Source organism: Magnetospirillum sp. ME-1 (genome assembly GCF_002105535.1).
GTDB lineage: Bacteria > Pseudomonadota > Alphaproteobacteria > Rhodospirillales > Magnetospirillaceae > Phaeospirillum.
Map to the genome: position 1 here is coordinate 919,016 of NZ_CP015848.1, position 20,022 is coordinate 939,037.

The 20,022-nt window shown below is 66.6% G+C and carries 19 protein-coding genes; 12 read left to right on the forward strand and 7 right to left on the reverse strand.

All coding sequences use genetic code 11. From position 1 onward, the window contains the following. The first annotated feature begins 19 nt into the window (after positions 1-19). From WV31_RS04185 to WV31_RS04195, 3 genes are all read left to right on the forward strand, one after another. Positions 20-1,414: a leucyl aminopeptidase family protein gene (locus tag WV31_RS04185; RefSeq protein ID WP_085372405.1), complete on the forward strand. Its 1,395-nt coding sequence runs from the start codon at positions 20-22 to the stop codon at positions 1,412-1,414. 63 nt (positions 1,415-1,477) lie between these two features. Then, the gene (locus tag WV31_RS04190) at positions 1,478-2,926 is read left to right on the forward strand and encodes a TrkH family potassium uptake protein (RefSeq protein WP_085372406.1); all 1,449 of its coding nucleotides are present in this window, start codon (positions 1,478-1,480) and stop codon (positions 2,924-2,926) included. 7 nt (positions 2,927-2,933) lie between these two features. Continuing rightward, positions 2,934-4,382, forward strand: a complete 1,449-nt coding sequence (locus tag WV31_RS04195) for a TrkH family potassium uptake protein (RefSeq protein ID WP_085372407.1) — start codon at positions 2,934-2,936, stop codon at positions 4,380-4,382. Between the two features lie 145 nt (positions 4,383-4,527). On the opposite strand, the gene WV31_RS04200 is transcribed toward WV31_RS04195, so the two are convergent. The 5 genes from WV31_RS04200 to WV31_RS04220 form a co-directional block, all read right to left on the reverse strand. Further along, positions 4,528-5,082 (reverse strand): protein phosphatase CheZ, encoded by a 555-nt coding sequence (locus tag WV31_RS04200; protein WP_168185846.1) that lies wholly within the window; start codon positions 5,080-5,082, stop codon positions 4,528-4,530. Positions 5,083-5,170: 88 nt separating this feature from the next. Further along, the gene (meaB, locus tag WV31_RS04205; protein ID WP_085372409.1) at positions 5,171-6,160 is read right to left on the reverse strand and encodes a methylmalonyl Co-A mutase-associated GTPase MeaB; all 990 of its coding nucleotides are present in this window, start codon (positions 6,158-6,160) and stop codon (positions 5,171-5,173) included. Between the two features lie 8 nt (positions 6,161-6,168). Beyond that, a complete protein-coding gene (locus WV31_RS04210; protein ID WP_085372410.1) occupies positions 6,169-6,417 on the reverse strand; it encodes a hypothetical protein in 249 nt (82 codons plus the stop codon). Further along, on the reverse strand, positions 6,417-6,719 hold the full coding sequence (locus tag WV31_RS04215) for a hypothetical protein (protein WP_145980731.1): 303 nt from the start codon (positions 6,717-6,719) through the stop codon (positions 6,417-6,419). Before WV31_RS04215 ends, WV31_RS04210 begins: the two co-directional genes overlap by 1 nt. Positions 6,720-6,726: 7 nt before the next feature. Continuing rightward, a complete protein-coding gene (locus tag WV31_RS04220; RefSeq protein ID WP_085372412.1) occupies positions 6,727-8,223 on the reverse strand; it encodes a carboxypeptidase M32 in 1,497 nt (498 codons plus the stop codon). 101 nt (positions 8,224-8,324) lie between these two features. Here WV31_RS04220 and elbB point away from each other — a divergent pair, with 101 nt between their 5' ends. The 6 genes from elbB (at position 8,325) to msrB (ending at position 13,480) form a co-directional block, all read left to right on the forward strand. Then, entirely contained in the window at positions 8,325-8,993 is a 669-nt protein-coding gene (gene elbB / locus WV31_RS04225) for an isoprenoid biosynthesis glyoxalase ElbB (RefSeq protein WP_085372413.1), read from the forward strand. Beyond that, on the forward strand, positions 8,994-9,929 hold the full coding sequence (truB, locus tag WV31_RS04230; RefSeq protein ID WP_085372414.1) for a tRNA pseudouridine(55) synthase TruB: 936 nt from the start codon (positions 8,994-8,996) through the stop codon (positions 9,927-9,929). It abuts the gene before it with no gap. Between the two features lie 9 nt (positions 9,930-9,938). Continuing rightward, positions 9,939-10,208 carry a 30S ribosomal protein S15 gene (gene rpsO / locus WV31_RS04235; protein ID WP_009870465.1) on the forward strand — a complete coding sequence of 90 codons (270 nt, stop codon included), beginning with the start codon at positions 9,939-9,941 and terminating at the stop codon, positions 10,206-10,208. A 169-nt stretch (positions 10,209-10,377) separates the two neighbouring features. Continuing rightward, on the forward strand, positions 10,378-12,540 hold the full coding sequence (gene pnp / locus WV31_RS04240) for a polyribonucleotide nucleotidyltransferase (protein ID WP_085372415.1): 2,163 nt from the start codon (positions 10,378-10,380) through the stop codon (positions 12,538-12,540). Positions 12,541-12,705: 165 nt separating this feature from the next. Further along, on the forward strand, positions 12,706-12,999 hold the full coding sequence (locus WV31_RS04245; protein ID WP_085372416.1) for a GIY-YIG nuclease family protein: 294 nt from the start codon (positions 12,706-12,708) through the stop codon (positions 12,997-12,999). A gap of 82 nt (positions 13,000-13,081) precedes the next feature. Continuing rightward, the gene (gene msrB / locus WV31_RS04250; RefSeq protein ID WP_085372417.1) at positions 13,082-13,480 is read left to right on the forward strand and encodes a peptide-methionine (R)-S-oxide reductase MsrB; all 399 of its coding nucleotides are present in this window, start codon (positions 13,082-13,084) and stop codon (positions 13,478-13,480) included. Here the strand turns inward: msrB and WV31_RS04255 are convergent. Continuing rightward, the gene (locus tag WV31_RS04255; protein WP_085375453.1) at positions 13,472-14,542 is read right to left on the reverse strand and encodes a PA0069 family radical SAM protein; all 1,071 of its coding nucleotides are present in this window, start codon (positions 14,540-14,542) and stop codon (positions 13,472-13,474) included. The two genes, msrB and WV31_RS04255, sit on opposite strands and share 9 nt — an antisense overlap. 86 nt (positions 14,543-14,628) lie before the next feature. On the opposite strand from WV31_RS04255, the gene WV31_RS04260 reads away from it, so the two are divergent. The 3 genes from WV31_RS04260 to WV31_RS22380 all read left to right on the forward strand — a co-directional run bounded on the left by WV31_RS04260 (position 14,629) and on the right by WV31_RS22380 (position 18,654). Then, positions 14,629-15,513 (forward strand): S-methyl-5'-thioadenosine phosphorylase, encoded by an 885-nt coding sequence (locus WV31_RS04260; RefSeq protein ID WP_085372418.1) that lies wholly within the window; start codon positions 14,629-14,631, stop codon positions 15,511-15,513. Next, positions 15,513-16,601 (forward strand): S-methyl-5-thioribose-1-phosphate isomerase, encoded by a 1,089-nt coding sequence (mtnA, locus tag WV31_RS04265; RefSeq protein ID WP_085372419.1) that lies wholly within the window; start codon positions 15,513-15,515, stop codon positions 16,599-16,601. Before WV31_RS04260 ends, mtnA begins: the two co-directional genes overlap by 1 nt. Positions 16,602-16,743: 142 nt before the next feature. Continuing rightward, positions 16,744-18,654: a cache domain-containing protein gene (locus WV31_RS22380; RefSeq protein ID WP_085372420.1), complete on the forward strand. Its 1,911-nt coding sequence runs from the start codon at positions 16,744-16,746 to the stop codon at positions 18,652-18,654. A gap of 17 nt (positions 18,655-18,671) precedes the next feature. On the opposite strand, the gene WV31_RS04275 is transcribed toward WV31_RS22380, so the two are convergent. After that, the gene (locus WV31_RS04275) at positions 18,672-20,003 is read right to left on the reverse strand and encodes a DNA recombination protein RmuC (RefSeq protein WP_085372421.1); all 1,332 of its coding nucleotides are present in this window, start codon (positions 20,001-20,003) and stop codon (positions 18,672-18,674) included. Positions 20,004-20,022: the final 19 nt, after the last annotated feature.

Sequence of the window (20,022 nt, forward strand, 5' to 3'; positions counted from 1 at the left end):
GGAATTCAAGGAGAGACGGGTGCTGGAGCAACTGGTCGAGGCCGAGGATGGGGCGACGGATCTGATCGCCCTGCGCAAGGGTGAACTGGCCGGCTGGCTGGACGGCCAGCCCGAGGGCGTGCGCCGCTGGGTGGATCAGAGCGGCTTCAAGGCCGAGTCCGGCGCCGTCTGCCTGCTGCCGGGGGAAAACGGCGTACTGGCCGCCGTCCTGGCCGGGCTGCCCGACGAGGACGATCCTTGGGCCTTCGCCCACTTCCCCGCCAAACTGCCCGCCCGCGCCTATCGCCTGTCCAGGCCGCTGTCCGCCGCGGATTCGGGGCGCGCAGCCCTGGCCTGGGCGCTGTCCGCCTATTCCTTCGACCGCTACAAGGCGCGCAAGGGCCCAAAACAAGGAGGCCTGCCCCGTCTGGTGTGGCCCGAGGGCGCCGACCGCGCCCGGGTGGCGCGCGACGTCGAGGCCTTCGCCCTGGTGCGCGACCTGATCAACACTCCCGCCTCGGACATGGGACCGGCGGAACTGGCGGCCGCCGCCGATGCCCTGGCCGCGCGCTTCGGCGCCAAGTGCCGGGTGATCGTCGGCGACGGATTGCTGGCCGAGAACTACCCCGCCATCCATGCGGTGGGACGCGGCGCGGCGCAAAATCGCCGCCCCCGCCTGATCGACCTGCGCTGGGGCGACGAGCTCGCCCCCAAGGTCACCCTGGTGGGCAAGGGGGTGTGCTTCGACACCGGCGGGCTGGATTTGAAGCCGTCCTCCAACATGAAGCTGATGAAGAAGGACATGGGCGGCGCCGCCCATGTGCTGGGTCTGGCGGCCATGATCATGGCCGCCGGGCTGAAGCTCAGGCTGCGGGTGCTGATCCCGGCGGTGGAGAACTCGGTGTCGGGCGAATCCATGCGGCCGCTGGACGTGCTTTCCACCCGCAAGGGCCTGACGGTGGAGGTGGGCAACACCGACGCCGAGGGACGCCTGATCCTCGCCGACGCCCTGGCCGAGGCGGCGGCCGAGAAGCCCGCCTTGCTGATCGACATCGCCACGCTGACCGGCGCGGCGCGCAGCGCTCTCGGCACCGACCTGCCGGCCCTGTTCAGCAACAACGACCTGCTGGCCAGCGATTTACTGAGGAACGGCGAGGCCGAGGGCGAGCCCCTGTGGCGCCTGCCGCTCCATAAACCCTATCGCCGCATGATCGAATCCAAGGTGGCCGATCTCTGCAACGCCACGGATTCCCCCCATGCCGGGGCCATCACCGCCGCCCTGTTCCTGCAGGAATTCGTCGAGCCCGACATCATCTGGGCCCATCTGGACATCATGGCCTGGAACGGCGCGCCCCGCCCCGGACGGCCCGAGGGCGGCGAGGCCCTGGCGCTGCGCGCCCTGTTCGCCACCATCGCCCAGCGGGTGTCGGGCTAAGACAGGACTTTACAGGGGAGGAGAATCCTTCCATGAGTCATCTCTTCCAAGGGGACAGATGACTTGATCGACATCCGGCCGGTTCTCTTCGTCAACGGCGTGCTGCTGCTGGTGCTGGCCTTGGCCATGGGCATCCCGGCCCTGGTCGATCTGTCGGCCGGCGACGTGGACTGGAAGGTCTTCGCGGTTTCCTCGATGGTGACCGCCTTTGCCGGACTGGCCCTGACCTTCGGCACCAGCACGAAGGGACGCCCCGCCCTGTCGGCGCGCCAGGCCTTCATGCTGACCACGCTGGCCTGGATCACCACGGCGGCCTTCGCGGCGCTGCCTTTCGCCTTCTCCAACCTGCGCCTGTCGCCCACCGACGCCGTGTTCGAGGCCATGAGCGGCCTGACCACCACCGGAGCCACGGTGATCGTCGGCCTGGACCATGCGCCCCGCGGCATCCTGATCTGGCGCGCTTTGCTCAACTGGCTGGGGGGCATCGGCATCATCATCATGGCGGTGGCCATCCTGCCCTTGCTGCGCATCGGCGGCATGCAGGTGTTCCGCATGGAGACCTCGGACCGCACCGACACCATCAAGCCGCGCATCACCCAGGTGGCCACCTCCATCACCCTGGTCTACGTGGTGTTCACCGCCCTGGCCGCCCTGGCCTTCTGGGCGGCGGGCATGGGTCGCTTCGACGCCGTCTGCCACGCCATGGCCGCCATCAGCACCGGCGGCTTCTCCACCTCGGACACCAAGCTGGCCCATTGGAGCACCGCCGTGCAGTGGGTGGCCATCTTCGCCATGATGGTGGGCGGTTCCAGCTTCGTGCTGTGGACCGGCCCCTGGCGCCGGGGCCGCCCGCGCATCATGGACGACGCCCAGGCCCACTGGTACCTGATGTTCATCGGCACCGCCGCCGGCGTGATGGCGCTCTGGCAATGGGCGGTCAACGACATGAGCTTTGGCGTGGCCGTCCGCCATGCCGCCTTCAACGTGGTGTCCACCGTCACCACCACCGGCTTCGTCTCCACCGATTACGGCGCCTGGGGCGGCTTCGCCCATGTGGTGTTCTTCATCCTGGTGTTCATCGGCGGCTGCACCGGCTCCACCGCCGGGGGCGTGAAGATCTTCCGCTGGGAATTGCTGTTCGCCCTGGCCGGCATCCACCTGAAGCGCCTTTTGCACCCCCACGGAATTTTCGTCATCCACTACAACCAGCGCCCCATCGCACCGGCCGTCCTCGATTCGGTGCAGGGCTTCGTGGTGATGTATTTCTTCACCTTCGCCCTGTTCGCCTTGGCCTTAAGCATGGTGGGCGTCGACTTCCTGACGGCGCTGTCGGGCTCGGCCGCCGCCCTGGCCAATGCCGGCCCGGGAATCGGGGACGTGATCGGCCCCTTCGGCAGCTACCGCCCCCTGCCCGACGCCGCCAAGTGGATCCTGGCCGCCGAAATGATGCTGGGCCGCCTGGAACTGTTCACCGTGGCGGTGCTGTTCTCGCGCAGCTATTGGCGGGAGTAGCGGCACCATGCTCGACCTTCGTCCCGTCATCTCCGCCATCGGCGCCCTGGTCTGCATCCTGGCCGCCGCCATGTGGCTGCCGGCCATCATCGACTTCCGGGACGGGCACGAGGAATGGCGGGTCTTCGCCACCTCGTCGGGACTGACCCTGTTCTTCGGCCTGGCCCTGATGCTGGGCACGAGAACGCCGCAGCGGCGGCGCAGCGTGCGCCAGACCTATCTGATCGCCACCTTCGGCTGGATGGTCCCCGCTTTGTTCGCCGCCCTGCCCCTGGTCTATGGCCCGCTGCAGCTGTCGGTCACCGACGCGGTGTTCGAGGCCATGGCGGGGCTGACCGCCACCGGCGCCACGGTGATCCGCGGCCTCGACGCCCTGCCGCGCGGATTGCTGCTGTGGCGGGCGCTGCTGGGCTGGCTGGGCGGCATCGGCATCATCGCGCTGGCCATCAGCGTGCTGCCCGATCTGGCGGTGGGCGGCATGCAGATGTTCCGGCTCGAGGTCCCCGGCCCGGCCGAGCGCGCCACCTCGCGGGGCAAGCGCATCGCGGCTTCCATCCTGGCCGGCTATTGCGGCGCCACCGCCCTGCTGGCCCTGGCCCTGTGGCTGGCCGGGATGAGCGGCTTCGAGGCCCTGGTCCACGCCATGGGCACCATCTCCACCTCGGGGGCATCGACCTCGGATTCCTCCATCGGCCATTTCGACAGCGCCGCCATCACGCTTCTGATCACGCTGGGCATGATCCTGGGCGGCATGCCGTTCCTGCTGTTCTTCCACCTCCTGCGCGGCAACCGGAAGATCGTCGCCCGCGACCACCAGTTGCGCTGGTATTTCGCCCTGCTGCTGCTGGGCACGATGGGGGTGACGGCCTGGCTGATGACCAGCCGGGGACTGGCGCCGCTGGACGCCGCCCGCCACGGGGCGCTGACCGTGGTCTCGGTGATGACCGGAACCGGCCACTTCACCCTGGAATACGGCACTTGGGGCGGCATGCCCGCCGCCATTCTGTTCTTCCTGGCCTTCGTGGGCGGCTGCGCCGGGTCGACCAGCGGCGGCATCAAGGTCTTCCGCTTCCAGTTCCTGTTCGCCGACGCCCTGATGCAGATCCGCCGGCTGCTGCGCCCCCACGCGGTTCTGATCGCCAGCTTCAACCGCCGCCCCATCCCCGAGGAGGTCCTGGGCTCGGTGATGGGCTTCCTGTTCGTCTATGCGCTGAGTTTCGCCATGCTGGCCATGTCGCTGGCCTTCCTCGGCCTCGACTTCGTCACGGCGGTATCGGCGGCGGCCTCGGCGCTGGCCAATCTGGGGCCGGGCCTGGGTCCGGAGATCGGCCCCGGCGGCTCCTATGCCGGGCTGCCCGATTTGGCCAAGTGGCTGCTGTCGCTGGGCATGCTGACCGGGCGGCTGGAGCTGTTCACCGTGCTGGTGCTGTTCGTTCCCGCCTTCTGGCGGCAGTAGGGATTTCGTGAAAAGTCCCTCGGCCTTTCGGCCTCGGTGTACTTTCCACGAAGAATAGGACGGAGGGAAACGGGCTTGGGGCGGCCCGGCGCCCGCTTCCCGAGTCTTTGGTCAGGCGAGGTTGCCAGCAACCTCGCGGCAAATGTCAGCCGAACAGCTTGTCGATGGCGTCCTGGCCCAGCATGCGGTCCACGTCGGCCTGGGAGACGCCCTGGCCGGGCAGCTGGGGTCCGTGCAGCAGCGCCTTGTCGGGATCGGTCTCTTCCTTCTTGATCTCGACCACCACCTTGGTCAGCTCGTCCTTGCCCCAGGTCAGGATGACGGCCTTGATCCGGTCCTCGACGAACTTCATGGAGTTGACGATCTTGGAAATGCGCTGGCCGGTGATGTCCTGGAACGAGCAGGCCTCGAACACCTGATTGACCCGGTCGTCCACCTTGTCGAACACCTTGGTCAGCGGTTCGTTGTCGATGGCGGCGGCACGGGCCTCGATCATCAGCTCGCTGATGGTCTCCATGCTTTCCATGATGGTGTTGGTGGCGCTTTCGGTGGCGCCGACGATGGCGTCCAGCTGCTCGGACATGCTGCCGAAATGATCCGGGGCACCGGGCGGGTTGAGGGCCGCCAGCTCGGTCTTGATCTTCTGGAGGTGCCCGAACAGCCCCACCAGCTCGCGCTTGAGGAGGCCGCTGTCGGTCATCGGTGTCTGCATGTTCATCCCATCGCCTTCGTATAGACGCCTGAGGATAGCCTGATTATCAGGACGACGCCAAGGGCCATCCCGCCGTTCAGGGCTTGCCCCGGAAAGTCCGCACCAAAGCCCGCGCCGCCGCGCCGGGGGCCATGAGGCCGGCGGCCACGCCCCGCTCCATCTCGGGCAGCAGCGTCTCCACCTGGGGATCGTCGCGCAGGGCCTGGAGCAGGGTTTCCGAGACCTCGTTCCACATCCAGGCATGGGCCTGGGCGGCGCGCCGCTCGGCCAGGGCGCCAGCCTTGTCCATGGTGGCGCGGTAGCTGTCGATGGTCGCCCACACCTCGTCGATCCCAGAGCGCGCCAGGGCCGAGCAGGTCAGCACCGGCACGGTCCAGTGGGGCGAGGCCGGGGCCAGCAGGTGCAGCGCGTTCTTGTAGTCGCGGGCCGCCCGCGCCGCCGCCGCCGCCAGGTCGCCGTCGGCCTTGTTGACGATGATGGCGTCGGCCAGTTCGACGATGCCCTTCTTGATGCCCTGCAACTCGTCGCCGCCGCCGGGCACCAGGACCAGCAGGAACATGTCCACCATCTCGGCCACCGCCGTCTCGGATTGGCCGACGCCCACCGTCTCGACCACGATGACGTCGAAGCCCGCCGCCTCGCAGACCAGCATGGCTTCGCGGGTGCGGCGCGCCACGCCGCCCAGCGTGCAGCCCGAGGGGCTGGGGCGGATGAAGGCGCGGGCATCCTTGGACAAGTCCTCCATGCGGGTCTTGTCGCCGAGAATCGAGCCGCCCGAGCGGGGCGAGGACGGGTCCACCGCCAGCACCGCCGGCTTCTTGCCCATCCCGAGGACGTGCAGGCCGAAGCTTTCGATGAAGGTGCTCTTGCCCGCGCCGGGCACGCCGGTGATGCCGACCCGCACCGAGCGCCCGGTATGGGGCAGCAATTCGTGCATCAGCGCCTCGGCCGCCTCGCGGTGGTCGGGACGGGTGGATTCGATCAGGGTGATGGCGCGGGCCAGGGCACGGCGCTCGCCGGCCAGGACGCCGGAGGCCAGGGCCTTGGGGTCGGGAGAGGAGCTCACGTTAAGGACTATCTCTTCTTGTCGTCGGGCTCGCGGCCCTGGTTGAGGAAGGTGAGGATGGCCATGCTGACCAGCTTGGCGCGGTCCTCGTCCGACAGATGGTCGAGAATCTTGCGCTTGGCCCGGTGAACCTCCTGGGCGCGCTTCAGAAGCGCGGCCCGCTCGGAACCGGGATCGGGCTTGGGCGCGGGCGCCTTGGGCTTCGGCTTGGCTTTGGGCTTTTCATCGGCGAACAGTGCTTTGAGGAAGCCGAACATCACGACCCTCCCCCCAGCAAGGCCTTCAGCGCCACCTTGTTGAGCTTTTCACGCTCCTCGTCCGACAGTTCCGCCAGCACCCCTTGCCGCGCCCGGTGCACCAGCATGGCCGAGCGGATCAGCTGGGCCTTTTCCGGCGGCAGGCGCTTCATGCGCTCCTCCGCCTCGGCCAGGGCGGTGGCGGGGTCGCGCTCCTTCGGCTTGGCCTGCGGGCGCGCCGCGACCACCGGCGCCGGGCGCTTCAGCGCCTCGCGCGCCCGCTTGTCGAGGACCAGACGGGACAGCCAGCCGAACATGGGCACGAGTCTATCACCCCAGATAGCGCCGCCGCAAATGCGCCTCGAACACCGCCGGGTCCAGCGGCCGCCCGGTGGCCTGGGTCAGCAGGTCACGGGTGGAGACCAGCGAGCCCCGGGAATGGACCTGAGCGCGCAGCCAGCCCAGCAGCGGCCGGAAATCGCCGCCGGCGATGCCCTTCATCACCTGCGGATCGGCGGTCCTGGCGGCGTCGAACAGCTGGGCGGCGGTCATGGCGCCTAAGGTGTAGGTGGGGAAGTAGCCCCAGGCACCGCCGTACCAGTGGATGTCCTGCAGGCAGCCCAGCCGATCGTCGGGCGGCCGGATGCCCAGCAGCCGCTCGTAGCCGTCGTTCCAGGCGGCGGGCAGGTCGTCCAACTCCATCCGCCCTTCGATCAGCGCCTTTTCCAGGCGGTAGCGGATGATGACGTGGGCGGGATAGGTGACCTCGTCGGCCTCGACCCGGATGAAGCCGCGGGCGACCTTGATGCCGCGCCGGTAGATGTTGTCGGCCTCCCAGGCCGGGCCGTCCGCGCCGAAAGTGGTTTTCAGCAGCGGCGACAGGAAGCCGGCGAACTCGGCCGAGCGGCAGGCCTGCATCTCCATCAGCAGGCTTTGCGATTCATGCATCACCATGCCGCGGGCGCGGCCCACCGGCTGGGGCCGCCAATGGCCGGAGGGAAGGCCGAACTCGTAGAGCGCGTGCCCGGTCTCGTGCAGCACCCCCATCATGGCCGAGGCGAAATCGTCCTCGTTGTAGCGGGTGGTCACCCGGATGTCGCCGGGATAGCCGCCGCAGAACGGGTGATGGGAGACGTCCAGGCGACCGTGGCGGAAATCGAAGCCCAGCACCTCCATCAGGCGGATGCCCAGCGCCTTCTGCCGCTCGGTGGGAAAGGGACCTTCGGGTTCGACCACCGCCGGGCGGGCGGCCTGGGCGTCGAGCACCTCGCCGATGAAGCCGGGCAGGAACTTTTCCAGCGGATCGAACACCGCGTCGATCTCGGCCGAACGCCCCAGCGGTTCGTACTGGTCGAGCAGCGCGTCGTAGATGGAAACGCCCAGCGCCTCGGCCTTGACGTGCCCCACCTCGCGCACCAGCCCCAGCAGGACCTTCAAGGCCGGCAGCACCATTTTGAAATCCGCCGCCGGGCGGGCCTGGCGCCACACCATCTCGCAGGAGGATTCGGCCCTGGCCAGGGCGTCCACCAGATCGGCGGGCAGGGCGCTGGCGTGAATCCAGTCGCGGCGCATCTCGCGCAGATTGGCCGCCTGCCAGGCATCCAGCGGACCGGAAGCCGCCCGCTCCAGCAATTCGCCCAGGTCCGGCGCGGTGATCTGCTCGTGGTTGATGCCGCGCAGGGTGGCCACCTGCTCGGCGCGGGCCTCGGCGGCGCCCTCGGGCATCATGGTCGCCATGTCCCACGACAGCACCGACAGGGCCTCGGCGACGGAGTTCATCTTGCGGAAGCGGGCTTCCAGAGTGGCATAGGCCGGATTGGGGCTCATGGGACTCACATGGTATCGAGGAAAGGCAAACGATAGACCATGGCCCTCGGTTCGGGGAATCGTATAATGCCGGAACGTTTTCGGGAGGGAGAGTAAGAGCCATGACCGCCAAACCCCGCTTCGCCGTCGTGCTGTCCGGTTGCGGCGTCTATGACGGCGCCGAGATTCACGAAGCCGTGCTGACCCTGCTGGCCATCGACCGCCAGGGCGGCACCTATCAGTGCTTCGCCCCCGACAAGGCCCAGATGCATGTGGTCAACCACCTGACGGGGCAGGAAGCGTCGGGCGAAAGCCGCAACGTGCTGGTGGAATCGGCCCGCATCGCGCGCGGCGCCATCAAGGCGCTGGCCGGGTTCAATCCGGCCGATTACGACGCCCTGGTCTTCCCCGGCGGCTTCGGCGCGGCCAAGAACCTCTGCACCTTCGCGACGCAGGGCCCCGACTGTTCCGTCGATCCCGACACCGAGAAAGCGGTCAAGGCCATGGCGGCGGCGGGCAAGCCCATCGGCGCCCTGTGCATCGCCCCGGCCCTGATGGCCAAGATTTTCGGCCAAGGCATCGACGTCACCATCGGCACCGACCAGGGCACCGCCCAGGCCATCGAGGCCATGGGGGCGCGGCACACCCAGGCCGGCCATGGCGGCGTGGTGGTGGACAAGGCTCGCAAGGTGGTGACCTCGCCCTGCTACATGCTGGACTCGTCCATCAGCCAGATCGCCGACGGCGCCGAGAACACGGTGAAGGCGCTGCTGTCGCTGATGGGACGCTAAGTGGCCCGCAAGCGGAAAGGCGATCCCGTTCACGGCTGGCTGGCCATCGACAAGCCCTTGGGGCTGGGCTCCACCCAGGTGGTGTCCAGGGTCAAGCGCATCCTGAACGCCGCCAAGGTCGGCCATGGCGGCACCCTGGACCCGCTGGCGTCGGGCGTGCTGCCCATCGCGCTGGGCGAGGCCACCAAGACGGTGCAATACGTCATGGACGGGGCCAAGACCTACCGCTTCCAGGTGCGCTGGGGCGAGGCCACCGCCAGCTGCGATCGTGAAGGCGAGGTGACGGAAACCTCGCCCAATCGCCCGACCGAGGCGGCCATCCTGGCCGCCTTGCCCGCCTTCCTGGGCGAGATCGACCAGATTCCCCCCGCCTTCTCCGCCATCAAGATCGACGGCCAGCGCGCCTACGACCTGGCCCGCGCCGGGGAAGAGGTGGAGATCAAGCCGCGGCGCATCCTCATCCATTCGCTCGCCCTGCTGGGCCGCCCCGATGACGACCACGCCGATTTCGAGGTTCATTGCGGCAAGGGCACCTATGTGCGCTCGCTGGCCCGCGACCTGGCCCTGGCGTTGGGCACGGTGGGGCATGTGTCGGTACTGCGGCGCGTCACCTGCGGCCCGTTCAATGAGCAAAACGCGATTTCCCTTGAATCCCTGGAGGACTTGAGTCAAGTTCCCGCCCCTTGGACCTTTCTGCTTCCCATCGAGACCGCGCTGGACGACATCCCGGCCCTGGCCCTGACGGAAAGCGAGGCCCGCCGCCTCCAGAGCGGTAATCCCGTGTCAATCTCGCACGTGGTTTCCCGGCATCCGCAGGCTGAAATCGCCGAAGGCATTGTGTGCCGGGCGATGCAGGCAGAGCGGCTGGTGGCGTTGGTTCGCATCGAAAGCGGCGAAATCCGCCCGGTGCGGGTCATGAACCTCACCGATGAATAGGAGTAGACGATGTCGATCACTGCCGAGCGTACCCAGGAACTCGTCAAGGAATACGCGACCAAGGAAGGTGACACCGGTTCCGCCGAGGTCCAGGTCGCCATTCTGTCGGAGCGCATCCGCAACCTGACCGAGCACCTGAAGTCGCACAAGAAGGATTTCCACTCGCGCCGCGGCCTGCTGATCATGGTCGGCCAGCGCCGCCGCATGCTCGACTACCTGAAGGCCAAGGACAACAAGCGCTACGAGAGCCTCATTGGCCGCCTCGGTCTGCGCAAGTAATCCACACAGCCGACTTACGAAGGCCGGGCGTCGCCTGGATCGCACCCGCGCGGGGATGGCTCCGCGCGGGTGTCCGCGTTTGTGCCGCAGGAAAGCGGCCGCCGCGAAAAATTGACGCCGGGACCGACCGCAATCCGGCGGCGGTCCTAAACATAAGGAAGTGACTTACATGTCCATGTTCAATGTCCACCGCAAGGAACTCACCTGGGGCGGCCGCAAGCTGGTTCTGGAGACCGGCAAGGTCGCCCGCCAGGCCGACGGCGCCGTGATGGCCACCTACGGCGAAACCACCGTGCTCTGCACCGTGGTGGGCGCCAAGAGCCAGAAGCCCGGCATCGACTTCTTCCCCCTGACGGTGAACTACCAGGAGAAGGCTTTCGCCGCGGGCAAGATCCCCGGCGGCTTCTTCAAGCGCGAGGGCCGGCCCAGCGAGAAGGAGACCCTGGTCTCCCGCCTGATCGACCGCCCCATCCGCCCGCTGTTCGCCGACGGCTTCCGCAACGAGGTGCAGGTGGTCTGCACCGTGCTGAGCCATGACCTCGAGAACGATCCCGACATCGTCGCCATGGTCGGCACCTCCGCCGCGCTGACCATTTCGGGCCTGCCCTTCATGGGCCCGGTCGGCGCCGCCCGCGTCGGCTATGTGGACGGCAAGTACGTGCTGAACCCGCTGGTGGGCGACCTGCCCAAGAGCGACCTCGACCTGGTGGTCGCCGGCACCACCGAAGGCGTGCTGATGGTCGAATCCGAAGCCAAGCAGCTGTCGGAAGAGGTCATGCTGGGCGCCGTGATGTTCGGCCACAAGGAATTCCAGGCGGTGATCCAGGCGATCATCGAGCTGGCCGAGGAATGCGCCAAGGACCCGTGGGACCTGCCCGAGCCCCCCGCCGAGGTGGCGGTGGTCACCGGTAAGTTCAACGACGCGGGCATCCCCGCCGAGATGGCCGAAGCCTACAAGATCATCAAGAAGCAGGACCGCTACGCCGCCGTGGGCGAGGTCAAGAAGAAGGCCCTGGCCCTCTTGTCCGAGCCGGCCGAACTGGCCGTGGCCGGCGGCATCCTGAAGCACATGGAAGCCGACGTGGTGCGCGGCAACATCCTGAAGACCGGCGTGCGCATCGACGGCCGCGACACCAAGACCGTCCGCAAGATCGAGGTCGAGGTCGGCGTCCTGCCCCGCGCCCACGGTTCCGCCCTGTTCACCCGCGGCGAGACCCAGGCCCTGGTGGTCGCCACGCTGGGCACCGGCCAGGACGAGCAGATCATCGACCAACTGGCGGGCGAGTACCGCGAGCACTTCATGCTGCACTACAACTTCCCCCCCTACTCGGTGGGTGAAGCCGGCCGCATGGGCAGCCCGGGCCGTCGCGAGATCGGCCACGGCAAGCTGGCCTGGCGCGCCATGCGTCCCTGCCTGCCGGTGAAGGAGAGCTTCCCCTACACCATGCGCGTGGTCTCGGAGATCACCGAGTCCAACGGCTCCTCGTCCATGGCGACCGTCTGCGGCTCGTCGCTGGCCATGATGGACGCCGGCGTGCCTCTCCCTAAGCCGGTGGCAGGCATCGCCATGGGCCTGATCAAGGAAGGCAAGGACTTCGCCGTGCTGTCCGACATCCTGGGTGACGAGGATCACCTGGGCGACATGGACTTCAAGGTGGCCGGCACCGTCGACGGCGTCACCGCGCTGCAGATGGACATCAAGATCACCTCCATCACCGAGGAGATCATGAAGATCGCGCTCGGCCAGGCCAAGGACGGCCGCATCCACATCCTGGGCGAGATGAACAAGGGCCTGGATCACGCCCGTGATTCGGTGTCGGGCAACGCTCCGCGCATCACCACCATCTCCATTCCCAAGGAGAAGATCCGCGAAGTCATCGGCACCGGCGGCAAGGTCATCCGCGAGATCTGCGAGCAGACCGGCGCCAAGATCGACATCGACGACGACGGCACCATCAAGGTGGCCTCGGTGGATTCCGACGCCGGCCAGCGCGCCATCGACTGGATCCGCGGCATCGTCGCCGAGCCGGAGCTGGGCGTGATCTACAACGGCAAGGTCGTGAAGGTGGTCGATTTCGGCGCCTTCGTGAACTTCCTGGGGTCGCGCGACGGTCTGGTCCACATCTCGGAACTGGCCCGCGAGCGCGTCGCCAAGACCGCCGACGTGGTCAAGCAGGGCGACGTGGTCAAGGTCAAGGTCCTGGGCTTCGACGACCGCGGCAAGGTGAAGCTGTCCATGAAGCAGGTGGACCAGACCACCGGCGAGGACATCTCCGCCCAGCTGGAAGCCGAGCGCGCCGCCGCCAAGAAGGAGCGTCACCACGAGGATTGATCCTCGGCGTGACATCCGACGAGAAAGGGCGCGGTTCCGAAAGGGACCGCGCTTTTTTTTACTCATAATGTCATCCCGAGCGATGAGCGAGGGATCTCCGCCTGGGCGAGCGTGTCAAAACCGGACAGGGCATGCCAGGATGAGATCCCTCGCTCATCGCTCGGGATGACACCGTTGCAGCGGCACTTCTACGTCTACATGCTCTCGAGCGTATCCGGCGTGCTGTATGTCGGCGTCACCAATGACCTGGCTCGCAGGCTGCACGAGGATCGCAGCGGTATCGCGGATGGGTTCACCAAGCGCTATCATTGCCATCGGCTGGTCTGGTTCGAGATGACCGGCGATGTGAACGCCGCCATAGCCCGGGAAAAGCAGATCAAAGGCTGGCGACGTTCCAAAAAGGAAGAGCTGATCCGTGAGATGAATCCCTCCTGGGCGGATTTGGCCCAGGACTTCTGATCCCCTGTCATCCCGAGCGATGAGCGAGGGATCTCCGCCCGGACCTGCGGTGCCGGTTCATACTTTGGCAAGGACAATAACCATGAGCGACAAAGTGGTGAAGACCGACGCCGAGTGGCAGGCGCAATTGACCCCCGGCCAATACGCCGTGACCCGGCAGAAGGCCACCGAGCGCCCCTTCTCCGGCGAATACGACCACCTGTTCAAGCCCGGACGCTACACTTGCGTCTGCTGCGGCCAGGACCTGTTTCTGTCGGAAGCCAAGTTCAACTCCGGCTGTGGTTGGCCCGCCTTCTCCATGCCCGCGACGCCGGAAGCGGTGGCGGAAGAGCGCGACCGCAGCCACGGCATGATCCGCACCGAGGTGCTGTGCTCCAGATGCGACGCCCATCTCGGCCACGTCTTCGACGACGGGCCGGGTCCGACGGGCTTGCGCTACTGCATCAACTCGCTGTCGCTGAAGTTCGAAAAATCAGAATAGCCGCAACTGATCCCCCACCCGGGGCGGCGGCGTGAACCGGGAACTGTCCAACGCCACCCGCCCGTTCTCCAGCCCCAGCCTGCGCAGCGCCACGTGAAAGCGTTGGGCCAGCAGGCGGGCGTGCTCACCTTCGCCGCTCATGCGTTTGCCGAAGCGGGGATCGTTGAGCTTTCCGCCCCGTTGCTGCGTCAGCAGGGACAGCACATGGGCCGCCCGCTCGGGGAAATGGGCGTCCAGCCATTCGGCGAACAGGTCCTTCACCTCGTAGGGCAGGCGCAGCAGGGTGAAGCCCGCCGCTGTCGCCCCGGCGTCCCGGGCCGCCGCCAGGATGTCCTCCAACTCGTGGTCGTTGAGGCGCGGAATCATGGGGGCCGCCATCACCATGGTGGGCACGCCCTCGGCCGACAGGCGGCGGATGGCTTCCAGCCGCCGGGCGGGCGATGAGGCGCGGGGCTCCAGCTTGGCGTGCAGGCGGACGTCCAGCGTGGTGACGCTGACCGCCACCGCCGCCAGTCCCTCCGCCGCCATGGGTCCCAGGATGTCCAGGTCGCGGGTCACCAGGAAGCCCTTGGTGGTGATCATCACCGGGTGGGCAAAGGCGGCCAGCACCTCGAGGCAGCCGCGCATGATCTTCCAGTCGCGCTCGATGGGCTGGTAGGGATCGGTGTTGGTGCCGAACGCGATGGGGGCGGGCTTATAGCCGGGCTTCCTCAGCGCCGCCTCCAGCAGGGCCGGGGCGTCGGGCTTGACCGACAGTTTGGTCTCGAAATCCAGGCCCGGCGACAGGTCGAGATAGGCGTGGCTCGGCCGGGCGAAGCAATAGACGCAGCCATGGCCGCAACCACGATAGGGGTTGACCGAGCGGTCGAAGGGAATGTCGGGCGAATCGTTGCGCGTCAGAATGTTGCGCGCCCGCTCCACATGGATGGTGGTGCGGGGATCGGGCCTCTCCTCCTCGGCCAAAGCCCAGCCGTCATCCACCGCCTCGGCGCCGAGACGGTCGAAGCGGGGCGTGGGGTTGGAGCGCGCGCCGCGCGCCTTGGGCCAATCCTCAGGCGTCATGGATAAGAACATAACACGAACAGGCTTGCCTCTCCACCGGTTTTGCCCTAACACCAGCGGACCATCGCATTCGAAGGGGCTTTTCCATGGCGGACGGACATTCCACTCCCGTGCTCGGCATCATCGGCGGGTCGGGCGTCTATGACATCGACGGGCTGACCAACAAGGAATGGCGCCGGGTGGAAAGCCCGTTCGGCCCCACCTCGGACGAGTTCCTTTTCGGTGAACTGGACGGCCAGAAGCTGGTGTTCCTGCCCCGCCACGGGCGCGGCCACCGCATCCCGCCGTCGGAGCTGAATTTCCGCGCCAATATCGACGCCATGAAGCGGGCCGGCGTCACCGAGATTCTGTCGGTCTCCGCCGTGGGGTCCTTGAAGGAAGAGCTGCCGCCCGGCACCTTCGTCATCGTCGACCAGTTCATCGACCGTACCTTCGCGCGCACCAAGAGCTTTTTCGAGACCGGGCTGGTCGCCCACGTCTCCATGGCGCACCCCGTCTGCGGCCGCCTGGGCGACATGGTCGAGGCGGCGGCCAAGGAGGCGGGCATCGTCGCCGTGCGCGGCGGCACCTATCTGGTCATGGAAGGCCCGCAATTCTCGACAGGGGCCGAGAGCAACCTCTATCGCCAGTGGGGCTGCGACGTCATCGGCATGACCAACATGCCCGAGGCCAAATTGGCCCGCGAGGCGGAGATGTGCTACGCCTCGGTCGCCATGGTCACCGATTACGATTGCTGGCACCCCGACCACGACGCGGTCACCGTGGACGCCATCGTGCGTGTGCTGCTGGCCAATGCCGACCGCGCCCGCTCGCTGGTCAAGGCCGTCGCACCCAAGGTGACGGGGCGCAAGTCTCCCTGCGCCAAGGGCTGCCACACGGCGCTCGACAACGCCATCATCACCCATGGCGAAGTCCGCGACCCGGCGGTGGTGGGCAAGCTGGACGCGGTGGCGGGAAGGGTCCTCAAATAATGCTGATCAACGGCACCCCCTACCGCACCATCTGGCTGGGCGCCGACGGGCGCGTGGTCGAGATCATCGACCAGACCCGCCTGCCCCACGACTTCGTCACCGTGGCGCTGACCGGCCTCGACGATGCCGCCAGGGCCATCAAGGACATGTGGGTCAGGGGCGCGCCGCTGATCGGCGCCACCGCCGCCTACGGCATGGCCTTGGCGGCCATCGAGGATGCCTCGGACAAGGGCCTCGACAAGGCCTATCAGGTGCTGCACGCGACAAGGCCCACCGCCATCAACCTGAAATGGGCCCTGGACGAGATGATGGCGGTGTTGAAGCCGCTGGCCGTCAAGGACCGCGTCGACGCCGCCTACGAGCGCGCCGCCGAGATCTGCGACGAGGATTCCGCCCAGAACGCCGCCCTAGGCGTCCACGGCGCCAAAATCATCGCCGAGCAGTACAAGGCCAAGGGCCGCACCATCAACATCCTGACCCATTGCAACGCCGGCTGGCTGGCCACGGTGGATTGGGGCACCGCGCTGGCCCCCATCTACAAGGCCTTCGACGCCGGCATTCCCGTCCATGTCTGGGTGGACGAGACACGGCCCAGGAACCAGGGCGCCAGCCTGACGGCGCGCGAACTGAACTGGCACGGCGTACCCCATACGGTGATCGCCGACAATACCGGCGGCCACCTGATGCAGCACGGCATGGTCGACCTGTGCATCGTCGGCACCGACCGCACCACCCGCAACGGCGACGTCTGCAACAAGATCGGCACGTATCTGAAGGCCCTGGCCGCCAAGGACAACAACGTCCCCTTCTATGTGGGCCTGCCCAGCCCCACCATCGACTGGACCATCGCCGACGGGGTCAAGGAAATTCCCATCGAGACCCGCTCGGCCCGCGAGCAGACCCATATCTTCGGCAAGACTGAGGATGGCGTTGTGCATGAGGTCCAGGTCACCCCGGACGGCTCGGCGGCGGTCAATTACGGTTTCGACGTCACGCCGGCCCGTCTGGTCACCGGCCTGATTACCGAGCGCGGCGTCTGTGAGGCCTCGCCGGAAGGGTTGAAGGCGCTGTTCCCGGAGCGGGCGTAGACACGTCCCGCCGGGAAGGGGGCTTCGGCCCCTCATCCCGCCGAATAAGGGTACGGGCCGGAAGATGTAAGGCATTCGTCATAAATAAATTGTACGATGCCCAGATTCCATCAGCGCCACCTCACCAGAGCGAGGGCATGCCGTGCATGGCGATGAACGGCAGATCTTCAGGTTGCAGCTGTTCTCATCGGCGATCATCGTTGCCGTGATGGCCCTGGCATTGGGCGGGGCCTTGATCTACCAGGCCCGCAGCGAGCACCACGACAACATTCTTGCCATGGAACGGCAGGAACTGGCGTCCATGCAGGACGAACTGGTCCGCGAGGTGGAAAGCGCCAAGAACTTCCTCCAGACCATGCAAAGCCGCACCGAAGCAATTCTGCGGCAGCAGATCACCGATCAGGTCGACCAGGCCCATGCGCTGGCAACCGCTCTTTACACCGAGGGGAAGGACCGAATCGGCGAGAGGGAACTGAAGCGGCTGATCATCGAAGTCCTTCGCCCCCTCCGGTTCTTCGACGGGAAGGGCTATTACTTTGTCGACGGCATGGATGGGCTGTGCCTGCTGCTGCCCATCAATACCAAGCTCGAGGGAACATCGCTGCTGGATAACCGGGACGATGCCGGAACCTACATCATGCGCACCCTCATCGAGGCGGCCAGGATGCCGGTCGGACAGGGATTCGCTCACTATCGCTGGCACGCTCCGGGCAGCGGCGCCAAGATGCTGGAGAAAATCTCCTATGTCCGGCACTTCGAGCCCTTCGACTGGATCATCGGCACCGGACAATACATATCCGATGTGGATCAGGTGCTGCAGTTGGAAGCGCGCAACCGGCTGCGGTCCCTGCGCTTCGGCCCGCAATCCAAGGGCTATTTCGTGGTCTACGGCCCTGGCGAACAGGTTCTGGTCTCTCCGTCAAGACCGGCAAGTGAAGACCACCTGATCGACGAACTGCCCCCCGATGGCCGGGCCGTGGCCCATTTGATCTTCGAGCAGGCAAAGCGGGGCGACGGCTTCGTCAGCTATGAGTGGGCGCCGGACGGAGGGTCCTCGAACAAATCCACGAAAATGGTCTATGTCTCGAAAATACCCGGCTGGGATTGGGCCATCAGCGCCGGGCTTTACATGGATGACCTTGCCGCCGCGACGGCGGAGCGCCGGGCCGTGCTGGAGCGCAATACCCGCGAAAAGATCATGCTGACCATTTTCGCCACCGCGATCGGGGTTACCGCCTCGCTGCTGATCGGCTGGAAATTCTCACGGCTCACGCACCGCATGATCGGAACATACCACAGTAAAATTGAAAACAAGAACATGGAGCTGGAGGTTAAGACCCACAACCTTGAGCACTCGAACGCCGATCTTGAAAAGTTCGCCTATGTGGCATCGCATGACCTGCAGACACCACTCCGCAATATCATCCACTACACCCAGCTCCTGGAGCGGCGCTATCGGGGCGTACTTGACACAAACGCGGACGATTACATCAAATTCATCGTTGATGGCGGCAAGCATATGACGCGACTCATCAACGACCTCCTGGAGTTTTCCCGCGTATCACGCCAGTCGGAGCCCTTGGCCCCGGTCCCGGCGCGTGAAGCCGTTGCCCAGGCCCTGAAGAATCTGGAGTCGGACATCCGTGCGTCGGGCGCCCAGGTCAATATCGGCGATCTGCCGGTGGTCATGGCCGATCCGATTTACCTTGTCAGCCTGTTTCAGAACCTGATCGGCAATGGCATCAAGTATCGCGCACCGGACAGGCCGCCCGTCATCTCCATCCGTGCGCAACCCCAATCGGCCGACATCTGGCGCATCGCCGTGACGGACAACGGCATCGGGATCGAGCCGCAATACCATGAAAAGATCTTCGATATCTTCCAGCGCCTGGCCACGACGTCCAGTCACGAAGGGACAGGCATCGGATTGACCCTGTGCCGCCGCATTGTCCATCGCTTCGGCGGTGACATCTGGCTGACCTCGGAGCCGGGGAGCGGCACGACCTTCTACGTTACGCTCCGGGATGGTTCAGGCGCGCAAACGCCTGCGTGACGGGCACCTCGCCGGCCTCACCCTTCGTCCTCGCCGGCATCGTCGATGGCGGTGGCGCCCAGCGCCAGCAGGGCTTCGACCCCGGCATCGGGGATGGCTTCCACCTTGCGCAACTGGCGGTCGATGGCGCGTTTCCTCACCGCCACGTCGTCGATGGTCTTGGACGCCTCCTGCAGCTTCTTCTGGACCTTGTCGAGCACGTCGCCGTACTTGCCGAACTCGGTCTTGACCGCGCCCAGGATCTCCCACACCTCGCTCGAGCGCTTCTCGATGGCCATGGTCTTGAAGCCCATCTGAATGGCGTTGAGGATGGCGCCCAGCGTGGTCGGCCCGGCGGCGATCACCTTGTAGTCGCGCTGGATCAGGTCCACCAGGCCGGGGCGGCGCAGCACCTCGGCATACAGCCCCTCGGTGGGCAGGAACAGGATGGCGAAGTCGGTGGTGGCCGGCGGGTTGACGTATTTGTCGCGGATGTCGCGGGCGAAGCTCTTGACCCGGTTCTCCAGCGCCTTGGCGGCGGCCTCGACGGCTTCGGCATCGGCGCGCTCGACGGCCATCTGCAGGCGCTCGTAATCCTCGTTGGGGAATTTGGAATCGATGGGCAGCAGCACTTCCGGCTCGTCGTCGCCCTTGCCCGGCAGGCGGATGGCGAAGTCGACGCGCTCCAGGCTGCCCTTCCTGCAATTGGCTTCGCGCACATACTGATCGGCGCGGAAGATCTGTTCCAGCAGCGCGCCCAGTTGCACCTCGCCCCAGGTGCCGCGGGTCTTGACGTTGGTGAGCACCCGCTTCAAATCACCCACGCCGCTGGCGAGATTCTGCATCTCGCCCAGGCCCTTGTGGACCTGTTCCAGGCGGTCGCTGACCAGCTTGAAGGATTCGCCCAGGCGCTTTTCCAGGGTGCCCTGCAGCTTCTCGTCCACGGTCTGGCGCATCTGCTCCAGCTTGGCGGTATTTTCGCCCCGCAGCTTGTCCAGATGCTCGGACACCACCCGGGTCTGCTCCGACACGGTCTTGCCGATGCCTTCGCCCAGCTGCTTGATGCCGCCCAGCACCTCCTCGCGCAAATTGCGGGCCTGGGTGGCCTGGTCCGAGCGGAACTCGGCCAACTTGGTCTCCACCAGGATGCGTAGCTCGGTGTGGTAGCGGTCGGCGGCGGAGGCGGATGCGCCCTGATGGTCGCGGATCATCTCGGCGCTTTCGCGCCGGTCCTGGCGGGCCTCGTCGCGCAACACCCGCTCCAGCCGGTCGAGACGCTCGGACAGGTCGTCCTTCCGGCGCAGCAGCAACAGCACCACGCCCACCAGGGCGAGCAGGGAAAGACCAGCGGAGATCAGGGCAAAATCCATGGCGACCGTCCGAACATTA